11 protein-coding genes are annotated in these 14298 nt (G+C 69.5%); 4 read left to right on the top strand and 7 right to left on the bottom strand.

What is annotated here, in order from left to right; all coding sequences use genetic code 11:
- The first annotated feature begins 140 nt into the window (after positions 1-140).
- A complete protein-coding gene (locus DFR39_RS20105; RefSeq protein ID WP_246030664.1) occupies positions 141-2123 on the top strand; it encodes a bifunctional metallophosphatase/5'-nucleotidase in 1983 nt (660 codons plus the stop codon).
- A gap of 39 nt (positions 2124-2162) precedes the next feature.
- Here DFR39_RS20105 and DFR39_RS04175 read toward each other — a convergent pair whose 3' ends face one another.
- Positions 2163-3413, bottom strand: coding sequence for a nucleoside recognition domain-containing protein (locus tag DFR39_RS04175; protein WP_133602253.1), 1251 nt, complete (start codon positions 3411-3413; stop codon positions 2163-2165).
- Between the two features lie 285 nt (positions 3414-3698).
- Here DFR39_RS04175 and DFR39_RS04170 point away from each other — a divergent pair, with 285 nt between their 5' ends.
- The 3 genes from DFR39_RS04170 (at position 3699) to DFR39_RS04160 (ending at position 6159) form a co-directional block, all read left to right on the top strand.
- Entirely contained in the window at positions 3699-4196 is a 498-nt protein-coding gene (locus tag DFR39_RS04170) for a hypothetical protein (RefSeq protein WP_133602252.1), read from the top strand.
- Between the two features lie 152 nt (positions 4197-4348).
- Positions 4349-4960 (top strand): TetR/AcrR family transcriptional regulator, encoded by a 612-nt coding sequence (locus tag DFR39_RS04165; RefSeq protein ID WP_211343787.1) that lies wholly within the window; start codon positions 4349-4351, stop codon positions 4958-4960.
- The gene (locus tag DFR39_RS04160) at positions 4957-6159 is read left to right on the top strand and encodes a DUF418 domain-containing protein (protein ID WP_133602251.1); all 1203 of its coding nucleotides are present in this window, start codon (positions 4957-4959) and stop codon (positions 6157-6159) included. The genes DFR39_RS04165 and DFR39_RS04160 overlap by 4 nt, the downstream gene beginning before the upstream one ends.
- A 57-nt stretch (positions 6160-6216) precedes the next feature.
- Here DFR39_RS04160 and DFR39_RS04155 read toward each other — a convergent pair whose 3' ends face one another.
- The 6 genes from DFR39_RS04155 to DFR39_RS04130 all read right to left on the bottom strand — a co-directional run bounded on the left by DFR39_RS04155 (position 6217) and on the right by DFR39_RS04130 (position 14276).
- Positions 6217-6990 (bottom strand): MetQ/NlpA family ABC transporter substrate-binding protein, encoded by a 774-nt coding sequence (locus DFR39_RS04155; RefSeq protein ID WP_133602250.1) that lies wholly within the window; start codon positions 6988-6990, stop codon positions 6217-6219.
- Positions 6991-7024: 34 nt separating this feature from the next.
- Entirely contained in the window at positions 7025-7690 is a 666-nt protein-coding gene (locus DFR39_RS04150) for a methionine ABC transporter permease (RefSeq protein WP_133602249.1), read from the bottom strand.
- Positions 7690-8697, bottom strand: a complete 1008-nt coding sequence (locus DFR39_RS04145) for a methionine ABC transporter ATP-binding protein (protein WP_133602248.1) — start codon at positions 8695-8697, stop codon at positions 7690-7692. Before DFR39_RS04145 ends, DFR39_RS04150 begins: the two co-directional genes overlap by 1 nt.
- A gap of 102 nt (positions 8698-8799) precedes the next feature.
- Positions 8800-9351 (bottom strand): hypothetical protein, encoded by a 552-nt coding sequence (locus DFR39_RS04140; protein WP_133602247.1) that lies wholly within the window; start codon positions 9349-9351, stop codon positions 8800-8802.
- Positions 9348-10151, bottom strand: a complete 804-nt coding sequence (locus DFR39_RS04135) for a carbon-nitrogen hydrolase family protein (protein ID WP_133602246.1) — start codon at positions 10149-10151, stop codon at positions 9348-9350. The genes DFR39_RS04140 and DFR39_RS04135 overlap by 4 nt, the downstream gene beginning before the upstream one ends.
- A gap of 36 nt (positions 10152-10187) precedes the next feature.
- Positions 10188-14276 (bottom strand): YhdP family protein, encoded by a 4089-nt coding sequence (locus DFR39_RS04130; RefSeq protein WP_133602245.1) that lies wholly within the window; start codon positions 14274-14276, stop codon positions 10188-10190.
- Positions 14277-14298 lie beyond the last annotated feature (22 nt).

Here is a 14298-nt window from a genome sequence, read left to right as displayed (position 1 = left end):
GCTGAAGGCTCGAGGCTGAGCAAGGCGCGGCGAACTGCTGGCACCTCGCCCCCTGGCAGGTCGCGGGGCGCGGAGGCGGTGGAAGTAATGGCGCATGGCGCGGCCAGTCTTCCACTCTCTCCTCCGGGCACTCTCGCACCATGTTCTCCCCGCAAACCTCCAAACTCGCCGCGCGCCGGCCCCTGGGCATGAGTGCCCTGAGCCTGGCGCTGTTCATTGCCTTCGCGCCGGCGCAGGCCGAAAAGCTCACCCTGCTGCATGTCGGCGACCAGGAGTCCTGGCTGCTGTCGGCCCAGGGCAATCTGCGCGACAACGCTTCCCAGGCCATTTCCTTCTACGGCGGCGTGGACCGTCTGGCTTCGGTGATGGCCAATGCCCAGGCACAGGCCGAAGCGGCCGGCCGCACTGTGCTCAAGCTCAATGCCGGTGACGCCTTCCTGCCCGGCCCGCGCTGGAATGCGAGCAAGGCCTTGCTGGGCACGGCCCACGCTGATGGCGGTCAGGATTTCTTCGATGCCATCGCGATGCGACACATCGGCTTCCATGCGGCCGTGTTCGGCAACCATGAATTCGACGAAGGCGCCGCCACGGCCGCACGCTTCGCCGCCGTCTCGGGCACGACCTATCTCTCGTCCAACCTGAATTTCCAGTCCACGCCCGCCTTCGCCAGCCTGGCCAATGCGGGCCGCGTGGCACCGTACACCATGGTCAGCACCAGCAAGGGCCACCAGATCGCCCTGGTGGGCGCCACCACGCCCTTGCTGCCGCGCATCTCTTCGCCGGGTCCGGTGTCCCTGCTCAACCACGATCCGCTTCAGAGCGAACAGCAGAACCTGATCCGCATGACCGAGCTGGTGCAGCAGAACGTTGATGCCGCGCGCGCCGCTGGCGCCAAGACCGTGGTGCTGATGAGCCATCTGCAGAACTGGAACAACGAGCGCCAGATCGTGATTCCGCGCCTGCAGGGCGTGGATGTGGTGGTGTCCGGCGGCGGCCATGAATTGATGGCCGATGCCGACGACCGCCTGCTGCCGGGAGACGCTCGCGCCCTCACGGGCCACCCCCAGCTGGTCAAGGATCGCACCGGCCGTGATGTGGCGGTGGTGACATCCTCCTTCGGCAATCGCTATGTGGGCGAGCTCAATATCGAGGTGGACGACAGCACGGGCGCCATCCGTGCCATCGAGGGCTCGCGTCTGCTGCGCGTGAGCGGCAATGCCGCCGATGCCGACCGGGTACAGGGCGACAGCTTCCTCAAGACGTCCGTGATCGATCCGGTCAAGGGCTATGTGGACGTGCTCAACAGCACCCGCATCGGCAGCTCCCAGGTGAGCCTGAACGGCGTGCGTGGCAGCAAGGGCCTGCCCGGCAGCTTCGAGGCCGGCGTGCGCAATAGCGAGACCAATCTGGGCAATCTGGTCGCTGATGCCATGCGCTTTGCGGGCAAGGCGGATGTGGCCATCCAGAACGGCGGCGGCATACGCGCCGGCATCGCGGCCGGCGATGTGACCGTGGGCGACACCTTCAATGTGCTGCCCTTCACCAATCTGGTCCGCCGGGCACCCAGCGTGGACGCCGGCCAGCTCAAGCAGATCCTGGAGCACTCGGTCGCCACGGCCTCGGCGGCAGGCGATGTGAATGGCCGCTTTGCCCAGGTTTCGGGCCTGCGCGTGATCTATGACACCCAGCGCAATGCCGGCAGCCGGGTGCTCAAGGTGACGCTGGACGATGGCACGGTGCTGATCGACAACGGCGTGGTGGTGAACGGACTGCGCCGCTTCTCGCTCTCCACCATCGACTTCACGGCCGCCGGCGGTGACGGCTACCCCTTCGCCGCCGCGGGCGTGTTGTTCGAGAACGCCGTGGACACCATCACCTACCAGGAGGCGCTGGAGCGCTTCATCAGCAGCCCCCTGGCACAAGGCGGCCTGGGCGGCCTGATCACCGCGGAACGCTATGGCACGGCCAACCCCTTGGACGCCGCCGGCCGCCTGGTCGATGTGGCCCTGGCGCCCATTCCCGAGCCCGGCACCTACGGCATGATGGCGCTTGGCCTGGGCCTGCTGGGCTGGCTGCAGCGCCGTCGCCGCACGGCCCACCCAGCGGCTGCGGCAGCGGCCTGATGAGAGCGGGCTGCGGCGGCAACCGCCGCAGCCCGCGCTTTACTTGAAGAACCAGTAGCCCACGCAGATCGCACCGATCACGCCCACCACATCGGCAATCAGCCCGCAGGTCAGGGCGTAGCGGGTCTTGGCGATCTTGACGCTGCCGAAGTAGACGGCCAGCACATAGAAGGTGGTCTCGGTGGAGCCCTGGATGATGGCGGCGAGCTTGCCCTCGAAGCTGTCCACGCCATAGGTCTTCATCACATCCACCATCAGGCCGCGCGCACCGCTGCCCGAGAGCGTCTTCATCAGGCCTACCGGCAGGGCCGGCACGAAGTCGGTGGGCAGGCCCAGGGCGCCCACCACCCAGGCGATGCCGCCCACCACATAGTCCATGCAGCCGGTGCTGCGGAACACCGAGATCGCCACCAGGATGGCCACCAGATAGGGAATGATGCCGATGGCCACGCCAAAGCCTTCCTTGGCGCCCTCGACAAAGCTCTCGTAGACATTGATGCGGCGCCAGGCGCCCACCGCGATGAAGAGCACGATGATGGACAGGATCACCAGGCTGCCCAGCAGGCCGATGTACTTGGCCATCACCTCGGGCGGGTACTGGTGCAGCCAGCCGAAGAGGCCGGCCATCAGGGCGACGAAGCCGCCGAAGAAGGCCACGACCGGCGCGCTGAAGAGATTGATGCGCTGGTACACCGCCACCGCCACCAGGCCCGCCATGAAGGAGATAAAGGTGCCGATCAGGGTGGGCAGAAAGATGTCCGCCGCATTGAAACCCACCAGGCCCTGATCCACCGCCAGGGCCTGGCGGATGGCGATCACCGAGGTGGGGATCAGGGTGATGCCCGCGGTGTTCAGCACCAGGAACATGATCATGGCGTTGCTGGCCGTGTCCTTCTGCGGGTTGAGCTCCTGCAGCTCCTTCATGGCCTTGAGCCCCAGCGGCGTGGCGGCATTGTCCAGGCCCAGCATATTGGCGCTGAAGTTCATCACCATGGAGCCACCGGCCGGGTGGCCCTTGGGCACCTCGGGGAAGACCTTGGCAAAGAAGGGCGCCATCAGGCGCGCAAAGATCTGGATCACGCCCGCGTGCTCGCCGATCTTCATGATGCCCAGCCACAGGCTCATCACGCCCACCAAGCCCAGCGAGATGTCAAAGCCCGTCTTGGCCATGTCGAAGATGCCGGTCAGCACCTGGGTAAAGATGGCCATATCCCCGTTCAGCAGCAGGCGCGCCAGGGCCACGCCAAAGCCGATCAGGAAAAAGGCGATCCAGATGTAGTTGAGCACCATGGGCGGGGAGAACAGGGTTGGCCGGGAAAGGTGCCCATTATTCCGGCTGTGCAGGGCCTATCCATGCCGGTTGACGCTGGCGTGATAACCGGGAGTGATGCGGCGGTCCTGCCCGCGGCGTCGGCAGCCATGCTGCAGCTCATCCTGCCGATGCTGCATCTGGTCGTGCGCCGGGTGACAGGAGCGCCCCCCGTCCATAGGGTAGGCGTTCGTCCGACACACCAAGCCGAGCTCACAATGCCGAACACCCTCGCTCCCGCCCCAAACACCCGCCGCCTTCGCGCCATGATCATCCTGCTGGTGGCCGTGCTCGCGCTGCTGCATCTCGGCTGGCAGTGGACCCACGGCGGCATCGTCAGCCATCACCTGCTCGCCAATCCGGCGCTGCCGGCCGTGTCCAACGGCTGGGGCATCATCGCCCTGCCGGCCCTGGCCTGGGCCCTGTCCGGCAGTTTCCTGCGCCGCGCAACATCCCGCCCGGCCGCACGTGCCATCCTCGTCGCCGCCTTTGCCGGGGCCGCAGCCGGCACGGCCCTGTCCCTGGCCTTCAGCCTCGGGTCCACCGATCACGCGACGCTCGTGCTGCTCGCGATCCTGCTCGCCGGCGTTGCATGGCCGGTCTACCGCGCCGAGTACCTGCTGGGCTTCGTCCTCGCGATGAGCTGGGTCTTCGGCCCCATCCTGCCCATCCTGGTGGGCGCGGTGGTCGCGCTGGCTTCCTTCATCGTCCGCCGCATCGCCTGGCCCGCGATAGCCTGGATGGCATCGCGGCTGCGGGCCTGAGGCAGGGCTGGAACCGGCAGCCCGGCGCAGCAGTACCTGCGGGCGTCGGTGCCGATGAACCGGTGCAAGGCAGACGTGCAAGCACCGACAGGCGCGTTACGCGCGGCGATTTAAATTAACATACCGATCACTCTGTTAATTAATTACGTCACGTGGCTCGCACCATCAATCCCGACGAATACGACGCCCGCTACCGCGCGCTGCTGGAGGCGGCCAAGGTCTGTTTCGCGCGCAAGGGCTTCCACCGCACCAGCACCGCGGAAATCTGCGCCGAGCTGGGCGTCAGCTCGGGCAGCCTGTTCCACTACTTTCCGAACAAGAAGGCCCTCATCAGCGCCATCGTCGAGCAGGAAGGCCTGGAGACGGCGCAGTACCTGGATGGACTGCAGGCACAGCCGGACCTGGCGGCGGCACTGCGCGACTTTGTCGATCTGGTCATCAGCCTAGCCAGCGATGCGAGCTTTGGCCGACTGGCGCTGGAGATTGCGGCCGAGGCGGCGCGGGATGCCGAGATCGGCGCCCTGGTCGCGCGCAACGACGCGGAGTTGCGCCGCCGGCTGGCCCTCTTGGTCGGCGAGGCCAGGGCACGCGGCCAGATTGCGCCGACCAGCACGCCGGCCGCCGTGGCCCAGGGCATCGCGGCGCTGATCGACGGCATCTTCAGCCGCGTTGCGATGGACCCTCAGTTCCGCCCGAGCAAGCTTCGGCCCGTCTTTCAGCAGATGCTGGCCGGCATGCTGCAGCCGTCGGGAGCATCGCCATGAGGGCCGCTGAGCCGGACCGGATCGACAGTGTCGACGCGCTGCGCGGCTTCGCCCTGCTGGGCATCTTGCTGGTCAATATCGGGGCCTTTGCCTCGGCCTTCTACGGCAAGGACATCCCCGACCCGGCTTTTGACGCGCCGCTGGACCGTAGCCTGCGCTTTGTGATTGCGCTGCTGTTCGAGACCAAGTTCTACCTGCTGTTCTCCTTTCTGTTCGGCTACAGCTTCACGCTGCAGATGCGCTCGGCGGACAAGGCCGGGGCCTCGCTGGCGCAGCGCATGCGGCGGCGCCTGGCCGGCTTGGGGCTTTTTGGTGCCCTGCATGCCGTCTTGCTCTTCCACGGCGACATCCTGACCAGCTACGCCGTGCTGGGCTTGGCGCTGCTGGCGCTGCGGCACAGGCCGGACCCGCAGCTGCTGCGCCTGGCAGCCTGGCTGATCGGCCTGACCGCCCTGGCCTGGGGCCTGCTCGCCGGACTGCTCAGCCTGCTGGAGCCCCTGCCGCCGGACCGCGCTGCAATCTTGGCCGAGGCGCAGGCCGCCACCCACGCCTATCGCGACAGCGCGGCCGGCGTCGTGGCCCAGCACCTGCGCGAGCTGCCCGGGGTCGCCGCGCTGCTGCTGTTCGTGCAGGCGCCCTGCGCGCTGGCCATGTTTCTGCTGGGCTTGGTGGCGGGCCGGCGCGAGTTCTTGGCGCAGCTGCAAGCGCATCGCGACGTGATGCGGCGGCTGCTGGGCCTGGGGCTGGGCATAGGCCTGCCGGGTGCGGCCTGCTATGCCTATAGCGCGGTCTATGCAGCCGACTCACCCGCCCTCGCCCTGGCCGGCTTCGCCATCAGCCTGGCCAGCGCGCCGCTGCTGACCGGCGCCTATATCGCGCTGGCAATGCAGAGCTTAGAGCGCAGCCCGGCGCTGCGCCGCCTACTCGCGCCGGCCGGGCGCATGGCGCTGTCCAACTACCTGCTTCAGTCCTTGGCCTGCGCGCTGATCTTCCACGCCTACGGACTGGGCCTGATCGGCCAGCTGGCGCCGCTGCCGGTGCTGGGCATCGCACTGGCGCTGTTCGCGCTGCAGCTGCTGCTGAGCCGCTGGTGGATGGGCCGCTTTGCCTACGGCTGGCTGGAATGGCTGCTGCGTGCGATCACGCTGGGCCGCTGGCCGGCCTGGCGCCACAGTCCCGGTCCGGCAGAGGGGCGCTGAGATGAAAAACGCCCGGCCAGGCCGGGCGTTGCGCAGGTGCTCAGGGGGCGACGGCAATCAGAAGGCCGGCACCACGGCGCCGCTGTACTTGCCCTCGATGAACTTCTTGACCTCGGCGCTGTTGAGCGCGGCGGCCAGCTTCTTCAGGGCTTCGCTGTCCTTGTTGTCGGGACGGGCGACCAGCCAGTTGGCGTAGGGCGAGCGGGCGTCCTCGATGGCCAGGGCGTTCTTCACCGGGTTGAGCTTGGCCTCCAGCGCGTAGTTGGTGTTGATCAGGGCCAGGTCCACCTGGGGCAGGATGCGCGGCAGGGTGGCGGCCTCGATCTCGCGGAACTTCAGCTTCTTGGGGTTCTCGGCAATGTCGCGCGGCGTGGCCAGGATGTTGTCGGTGCTCTTGAGCTTGATCACACCGGCGCGGTCCAGCAGCAGCAGGGCGCGGCCGGCATTGCTGGGGTCGTTCGGGATGGCCACGGTGCCGCCGGCGGGCAGCTCGCTCAGAGCCTTGTGCTTGCTGGAGTAGGCGCCGAAGGGCTCCACATGCACGGCGGCCACGGCGACCAGATTCGTGCCCTTGCCCTTGTTGAACTGCTCCAGATAGGGCTTGTGCTGGAAGAAGTTGGCGTCCAGGCGCTTCTCGGCCACCTGCACATTGGGCTGCACGTAGTCGGTGAACACCTTCACCTCCAGCTCCACACCCTGCTTGGCCAGCTGGGGCTTCACGAATTCCAGGATCTCGGCATGCGGCACGGCCGTGGCGGCCACGCTGAGCTTCTGGGCAGCGGCCAGGCCGCTGAGGGCCAGGGCGGCCAGGGCGATAGCGATCTTTTTCATGGGTACAACTCCTCTAGGTACTACGGGAAAAAATTCAACGACGGGTGTAGCGGCGCACCAGCCAGTCACCCAGCATCTGCAGCAACTGCACCAGCAGCAGCAGCAGGGCCACGGTCACCACCATCACCTCGGTCTGGAAGCGCTGGTAGCCGAAGCGGATGGCCAGGTCGCCCAGGCCGCCGCCGCCGATCACGCCCGACATGGCCGTGTAGCCCACTAGGGTGATGGCGGTCACGGTGATGGCCGAGAGAATCGCCGGCCGCGCCTCGGGCAGCAGGGCCTGCCAGACGATCTGGCGCGTGCTGGCCCCCATGGCCAGGCCGGCCTCGACGATGCCGCGGTCCACACCGCGCAGCGCGCCTTCCACCAGGCGGGCAAAGAAGGGCGTGGCCCCCACCACCAGGGGCGGAATGGCGCCCGCCACGCCGAGAGACGTGCCCGCCACCAGCAGGGTGAAGGGGATCAGCACGATCAGCAGGATCACAAAGGGCAGGGAGCGCAGCACGTTCACCACCAGGGACAGCAGCGCATACAGGCGCGGCGCCGCCAGCAGCTGGCCGCGGTCAAACAAAAAGAGCGCCACACCCAGGGGCAGACCCAGCAGCACGGTGAAGAGCAGGGAGCCGCCAAGCATCAAGAGCGTGTCCCAGGAGGCCAGGACGATCTCGGCCCAGTCAATGGCGTTGAGCAGGGCGTCCATCAGCGTTGCACCTCCACGCGCACGCCGCGCTCTTGCAGCAGGGCCGTGGCCGCGGCCAGATCGCCGCCGGACACCGAGATCACCAGCTGCCCATAGGGCTCGTCCTTGATGCGATCAATGCGGCCCGAGAGGATGCCGAAGTCCAGGCCCGAGCGCCGCGCCACCTCGCCCAGCAGGGGCTCGTAGGTGCGCTCGCCACGGAAGGTGAGCTGCAGGATGCGGCCGGGCACATGGGCGTAGTCATCGCTGAGCTGACCCTCGTCCACCTGCTCGGCCTCCTGCACAAAGCGCCGCGTGGTGGCGTGCTGGGGGTGCAGAAAGACCTCGGCCACCGGGCCCTGCTCCACGATCAGGCCGCCGTCCAGCACGGCCACGCGGTCGCAGACGCGGCGCACCACCTCCATCTCATGCGTGATCAGCACGATGGTCAGGCCCAGCTCGCGGTTGATCTCGGCCAGCAGGGCCAGGATGGAGCGGGTGGTCTCGGGGTCCAGCGCGCTGGTGGCCTCGTCGCACAGCAGCACGCGCGGCTCGGTGGCCAGGGCGCGGGCAATGCCCACCCGCTGCTTCTGCCCACCGGAGAGCTGGGCGGGGTATTTGTGGGCCTGGTCGGCCAGGCCCACGCGCTGCAGCAGGGCGGCCACGCGGGCCTCGCGCTGCTCGGGTGAGAGCAGGCCGGCGATCTTCAGCGGCCAGGCCACGTTCTCGGCCACGGTCTTGCTGGCCAGCAGATTGAAGTGCTGGAAGATCATGCCGATGCGCTGACGCGCGCCGCGCAGCCCCGCCTCATCCAGGGCCAGCAGGTCCTCACCCGCCACCTGCACGCGACCGCTGTCGGGCCGCTCCAGCAGATTGATCAGGCGCAGCAGGGTGCTCTTGCCGGCGCCCGAGGCGCCGATGATGCCGAAGACCTCGCCGGCCGCAATCTGCAGATCAACCCCGCGCAGCGCCGTGACGCGCCGCTCACCCAGGGCATAGGACTTGTGAATTTGTTCGAGAGAGATCACCGGGACTGCCAACCCGGGTCACCGGGGCCTTGCGAAGAACACAGGGCCCGGATGCTAGTGAAAACCCTAGATCAACAGAAGAACGGATTAGTAATTAGCAAATTACAGCGCCAGATTCGGCAGATCGCGCAGCATGATCTCCAGGGTGGCGCGGATGGCGCCCTCGTTGGCCAGCTTGATGCGCTCGGGCTGGGAGAGCATGGCCTCGCTGAACTCGGCCTTGTAGGCGGCGCGCACGCTGCGCTGGTAGAGCACGGTGCCGCTGGCCCGCTCCACCAGGCTGTAATGCACATTGGCGCCCACCGTGGTGTCCAGCGACACCATGGGCTGGACCAGGCTGAGCAGCTGGACCTTGAGCTGGTAGCGCGAGACCTCGGGCTTGTCGGCCCACAGGCCCACGGCGCGCAGCGAGTCTTCCAGGGCATGGCCCAGGGCCGGATTGCTGACCTTGGAGCCCCAGAAGCGGCCGGTCTCGGCACCGCCCGCCACCGCCTCCAGTGCCACCTGGCCGCGCAGGGCGACCGGCATGAAGCTGCGCAGCTGCAAGGCCGTGCCCGCCGGCACCCCCATCTGCAGCGACTGACTGGGCGTGCCGCAGCCCCCCAACAGCGCCAGGGATGCCAACCAGGGCAAAACGGTTGCGTGTACCTTCATAGACGTCGGTGTTGCAGGGCCGGCAACTGCTGGCGCACCCGGGCCAGACGCTCCAGGTCCAGCTCGGCGATGGCCAGGCCCTCGCCCTCCGGCAGGCAGGCGAGTACCTCGCCCCAGGGGTCCACGATCATGCTGTGCCCCCAGGTCCGGCGCCCATTTTCATGGAGCCCGCCCTGGGCCGGTGCGATGAGATAGGCGATGTTTTCGACCGCACGTGCGCGCAGCAGCAGCTCCCAGTGCGCCTGGCCGGTGGTGTGGGTGAAGGCGGCGGGCACGCTGATCAGGTCCAGCGGCGCCGCCTGGCCCATGGCGCGGTAGAGCTCGGGAAAGCGCAGGTCGTAGCAGACCGAAAGCCCCACGCGCAGGCCCGCGGCCTGGGCCACCACCGGAGCCTCGCCGGGCTCCAGCACACGGGCCTCGTCATAGCGCTCGCGGCCGTTGTCAAAGCAGAAGAGATGCAGCTTGTCGTAGCGCGCCACGCGACTGCCATCGGGCGCAAACACCAGGCAGCTGTTGCGCACCCGGGCCGGGTCGGGCGTGGCCAGGGGCAGGGTGCCGCCGATGATCCACAGGCCCAGCTCGCGCGCCGCCTGGCTCAGCATCTGCTGGATGGGGCCCTGGCCCAGGGCTTCCGCGATCGCCAGCTTGGCGTCGTCGCGCAGGCCCATCAGGCAGAAGTACTCCGGCAGGGCCGCCAGCTCCGCCCCCTGGGCGGCGGCCTGCTCCAGCCAGTGGCGCGCCCGCGCCAGGTTGTGAGCCACATCGGGGCTGGACACCATCTGGATCGCGGCAAGCTTCATGGACACGGTCCTCGCTCAGGGAAGGCTGTGGGGCGGCTAGGGGGCGGAAGCGGCTGCGGCGGACGGTTCGGCCGCGGCCTTGGCGCGCGACACGCGCTCGACCTTGGGGTCGTCCCAGCTGCCGCTGACGCGGAACTCGCGGGTATTGGCCGCCATCATGGGCCGGCGCAGCACCAGCTGGGCGAGGAACGTGCCCAGCCCCACGGCGGGGTTGATGGCGGCATAGGCCAGGGCCGCGCCGCCGGCATTGATCTCGGGCACCACCAGCACGCGCAGGTCCTGGGTTTCGCGCGCCAGATCGGCCTGGCCCTCCATCAGCACCACGGCCTGCACCCCGCTCATGCGCAGGTTCTGGCTGCTGGCCACGCCCTGGGCAATCTTGATGTCACCGCCAAACCCGTCGAAGGCAAAGCCCTCGCTGAACACATCGCGGAAGTCCAGCGCCAGGCGGCGCGGCAGGGACTGCAGGCTCAGAATGCCCAGCAGCCGCCCCACCCCCGGCTCGGCCTGCAGAAACTGGCCGGCGTCCAGGGCCAGATTGAGCTGGCCGGCCATGCTGGGATAGTCCGGCGCCAGGGGCGAGCCCTGCCAGCTGAGCTGGCCCGCGGCCTGGCCCTTGCCGCCACGCAGGATGCGGCCCTGGCCCAGGCGTTCCAGCAGATTGCCCGCGTCCGCCACATCCAGCTTCCAGTCCAGCACGGTGCGGCGCTGGCCGCGCCCCGGCTCGGGCAGCCATTGGCCCGTGGCATTGAGCACGGCGTCGGGGTGGCGCAGCTGCAGGCGGGTCAGGCGCCAGTCACGCTGTGGCCCCTGGGCCTGGGCCTCCACCTCCAGCCGGCCCAGGCGCTTGCCGCGCAGCTCGAAGTCTTCCACCACGATGTCCAGGGCCGGCACCTGGGCCTGGCTGCTGGCGGCCGGCGGCCCCTGCTCCAGCAGGGCGCTCACGCCCTCGGCCTCGCTCTTGGGCAGGGACAGGCGGGCCAGGCGTGCATGGATGCGCGGGGCCTGGCTGCCGCGGGCCTGGCGCATCTCGAGATAACCGCTCAGCTGTTCGGCCTCCAGGGTGGCGCGCCAGATGCCGGGCTCGCTGCCCCGGCTGATGCCCGCCACCACCTTGCTCAGGGGCCGGCCGGCCACGCGCAGGGACGGGGCCCGCAGCGCGATCTGGCCGGGCGCGTAGCCGCCCTCCAGGGCCTCGGCCCCGCTGGCGCCCGCGCCCAGCAGACGCTGAGCCACGAGCTGCCAGGCATCCAGATCGAGCTGGGGCGGGCTGGCCTGCATCACCACGCCCTGGGCCGGCAGGGCCGGCAGCCGGTCTTGCAGGGCCAGCGCCCCGGCCAGCACCCGCGGGCTGGCCCCGCTCAGATCGCGCTGATAGTGCAGCTGCAGGGCCGTGCCCAGCTCCAGCTTCAGCTCGTCGCGCCCCTGGGGCAGCAGGCTGTTCTGGTAGCGCAGGGGCAGGCTGGACTCGGCCGTCTTGCCCAGGGGCGCGGGCAGCTCCGAGGCCAGGCCCTGCAGGCTGCTGCTCAGGCTCAGCTCGGTGCCGCCCTCGCGCAGACCCAGCTGCAGGCGGTAGCTGGTCTGCCCGCTCAGGGACTGAGCCAGGCGCGAGACCGGCCCCAGTTCCGTGGCCCGCCGCAGCCCCTCGGCCGTGAGCAAGCCCTGGCCGCTGATGCGCAGGCTGCCGTCGCGCTGGGTGCTGCCCTCGAAGCTGGCGTCACCCCCCAGCACGCGGGCCTGGCCGCCCTGGATGCTGACGCTGCGCCGGTCAAAGTCGATGCGCGCCCGCGCATTGGCCAGCAGGGGCACATCGGGCCGTATGCGCAGCTCGTTGCCGCCCAGCACGACCTGACCCTTGACCTGGGTCTTGTCGGTCTCATTCAAAGGCATCCGCAGGCCCAGGCGCAGCTGGGCGGGGCCGTTGCCGCTGGCCTCGCGCAGGCCGCCGCCTATCCACTCCCCCACCGGCGAGAGCTTGAGATAGCGCAGCAGCTCGGGCAGCGGACCACGCCCCTGACCTTCGAGCTCCAGCACCTGCTCGTGCATCAGGTCCTTGATGCCGCCATTGACGCTATGCAGCTCATAGCCCAGCACGCGGGCGCGGGCATTGCGGATGCGCATGCTGCCGCGCTCGAAGACCAGCTCGGCCTGCAGCTTCTCCATGGGCGGCCAGGCCGGCTCGGCCCCGGCCACGCCCGGCACATAGGCCAGGCTCAGGTCCTGGGCCTGGGTGCTGATGCGGAACTGGCCCTGCTGCGCCACGTCATAGGGGAAGTCCCAGAGGTCGCCGCTCAGCTTGAACTGGGTGTTGCGGGCCTCGCCGCTGCGGATGGCGTCGCGCACATAGCTGCGCGCCACCGGCCCCACGCCCAGGGGCAGATAGCGGGCCACGCGCGCAGCCTGGGCGCGGTCCAGCCGCCCCTTGAGCTCCAGATGCCCCGGGAAACGCCCGGCACGCCCGCGCTCCAGCCCGCTGGCGCCACCGGGGCCGGTCTTCCACAGCGCCTCCAGCTCGCCGCGCACATCCTCATTGGCCAGCCGCACGTCCGTGAGCTTGAGCTCGATGGCCGGGGGCTTGCCACCGGCTGCGGGCTCGATGCGCCAGCTGAGCTGGGCGGACAGTCGCTGCATGGGCAGGACGGGCTCCTCGAACACGCCCGGAAACTCCAGCTGCCCGTCCCGGATCTGCAGCCGGGCCTGGCCGCCACGCTCGCTGGCCTCCAGCTGCAGGCTGGCGCCCGCGAAGCCGGGCCGCCCGACCGCCTGGTCCGGCGCCGGGCGGGCCGCCAGGCGCAGATCGCTGAGGCCGGCCTTGAGCCGGTAGCTCGTCGGGTTCTGCAAGGCCCCTTCCCAGCTGGCCTTGAGCTCGCTCACCAGGCCCTGGGGGGCCAGCTCGGCCAGCCACTGGCGCTGCGCCGCGCTCAGGGGCAGGCGGCTGGCAATGCGGTTCATCAGGGCCAGGTCCAGACGCTGCGCGCTGAGTTCACCAGCCCGCACCGCGCCGGGCAGGCCCTCGGGCCCGGCCGGGGCCCGGCGCAGGCTGAGGGACCAGTCGGAACGCGGCCACACCAGCTCGCCGTCCGCACTGTCCTCCAGTTCGAAGCCCAGCTGGCGGGCGCTGAGCACCGTCCCCTGGCTGGTGTTCTGCAAGGCCAGCCGGCCCTCGATGCGCGACAGCGCCAGCGGCTCCATCTCGGCGCCCAGACGCAGGCGCACGGCACGCAGGCCCATGTCCAGGGTCAGGCCCTGGGCCTGGCCGTTCTTGATCTCGGCCCAGGCACGCAGGGCACCATCGCCCTCGCTGAGCTCGAAGGGCAGATCCACATGGCGGCGCAGCTGCCGCACATCGGCGCGCGGCAGCTCGGCATAGAGCTGGCCGCTCCAGAAACGCAGCTCGCCCGGCCGCTTGAGCAGGGACTGGTTGAAGCGACCGCGCAGGCTGAAGCGCTGCCCCCAGTCGGCCGGCGGCGTGGCATCCAGGCGCAGCTCGTGCCGGCGCAGGCCGTTGCGCATCACCAGGTCCAGGTCCACCAGCTCCAGGGGGGCGGCGCCACGCTTCTCGTCCCGCCAGCGCACCCGACCGCGCTGGATCACGAACTCATGCTGGGAGAAGAACCAGTCGGCCAGGGCCTCGCCCCCGCTGCTGCCGTCCTGGGCCAGACCCGCCACAAAGACCCGACCCTGGGCATCGCGACGCACCTCCAGCTCGGGCGCATCGATCAGCAGTTGCTCGAAGCGCAGCTCCAGGGCCCAGATCGAGCGGGCCGACAGGGCCGCCGCCACCCGCGGCAGCCGCAAGGCCTCGCGGCCGCTCGCATCGCGCAATCGCACATCCCGCAGCTCCACCGCCGGCACCCAGCTGCCCGAGCGCGCCGCGATCTCGCCGATCTCGGCCTGAAGCCCCAGGCTGCGCGAGGCCAAGCGTTCCAGCTCGGGGCGCCAATCATTGATGTGGGGCAGAATCGCCCAGTGCAACAGCAGCCAGGCCGCCAGCAACAGGCCCCATAGCAGCAGGAGCAGGGCCAGCGCCCAGCGCATGCCGCGCAGCAGCCACCGCAGCGCCCGCCTGGTCGCTCGCCCGGCGGCATGATCGAAGGCGGCCGTGACAGTTGCAGTGAACGACATGAAATTGGGAGCGCGCCGTGGA

Source organism: Roseateles asaccharophilus (assembly GCF_004362405.1).
Classification (GTDB): domain Bacteria; phylum Pseudomonadota; class Gammaproteobacteria; order Burkholderiales; family Burkholderiaceae_C; genus Kinneretia; species Kinneretia asaccharophila.
The sequence above is the reverse complement of the archived record's forward strand: the minus strand, read 5'-3'. Positions and strand labels throughout refer to the sequence as shown.

Bases quoted from the DNA above. Each gene is read 5' to 3' on its own strand.
- DFR39_RS04175 (WP_133602253.1), bottom strand. From the start codon at position 3,413: ATGGTGCTCAACTACATCTGGATCGCCTTTTTCCTGATCGGCTTTGGC.
- DFR39_RS04130 (WP_133602245.1), bottom strand. From the start codon at position 14,276: ATGTCGTTCACTGCAACTGTCACGGCCGCCTTCGATCATGCCGCCGGG.
- DFR39_RS20105 (WP_246030664.1), top strand. From the start codon at position 141: ATGTTCTCCCCGCAAACCTCCAAACTCGCCGCGCGCCGGCCCCTGGGC.
- DFR39_RS04150 (WP_133602249.1), bottom strand. From the start codon at position 7,690: ATGGACGCCCTGCTCAACGCCATTGACTGGGCCGAGATCGTCCTGGCC.
- DFR39_RS04155 (WP_133602250.1), bottom strand. From the start codon at position 6,990: ATGAAAAAGATCGCTATCGCCCTGGCCGCCCTGGCCCTCAGCGGCCTG.
- DFR39_RS04140 (WP_133602247.1), bottom strand. From the start codon at position 9,351: ATGAAGGTACACGCAACCGTTTTGCCCTGGTTGGCATCCCTGGCGCTG.
- DFR39_RS04170 (WP_133602252.1), top strand. From the start codon at position 3,699: ATGATCATCCTGCTGGTGGCCGTGCTCGCGCTGCTGCATCTCGGCTGG.
- DFR39_RS04160 (WP_133602251.1), top strand. From the start codon at position 4,957: ATGAGGGCCGCTGAGCCGGACCGGATCGACAGTGTCGACGCGCTGCGC.
- DFR39_RS04135 (WP_133602246.1), bottom strand. From the start codon at position 10,151: ATGAAGCTTGCCGCGATCCAGATGGTGTCCAGCCCCGATGTGGCTCAC.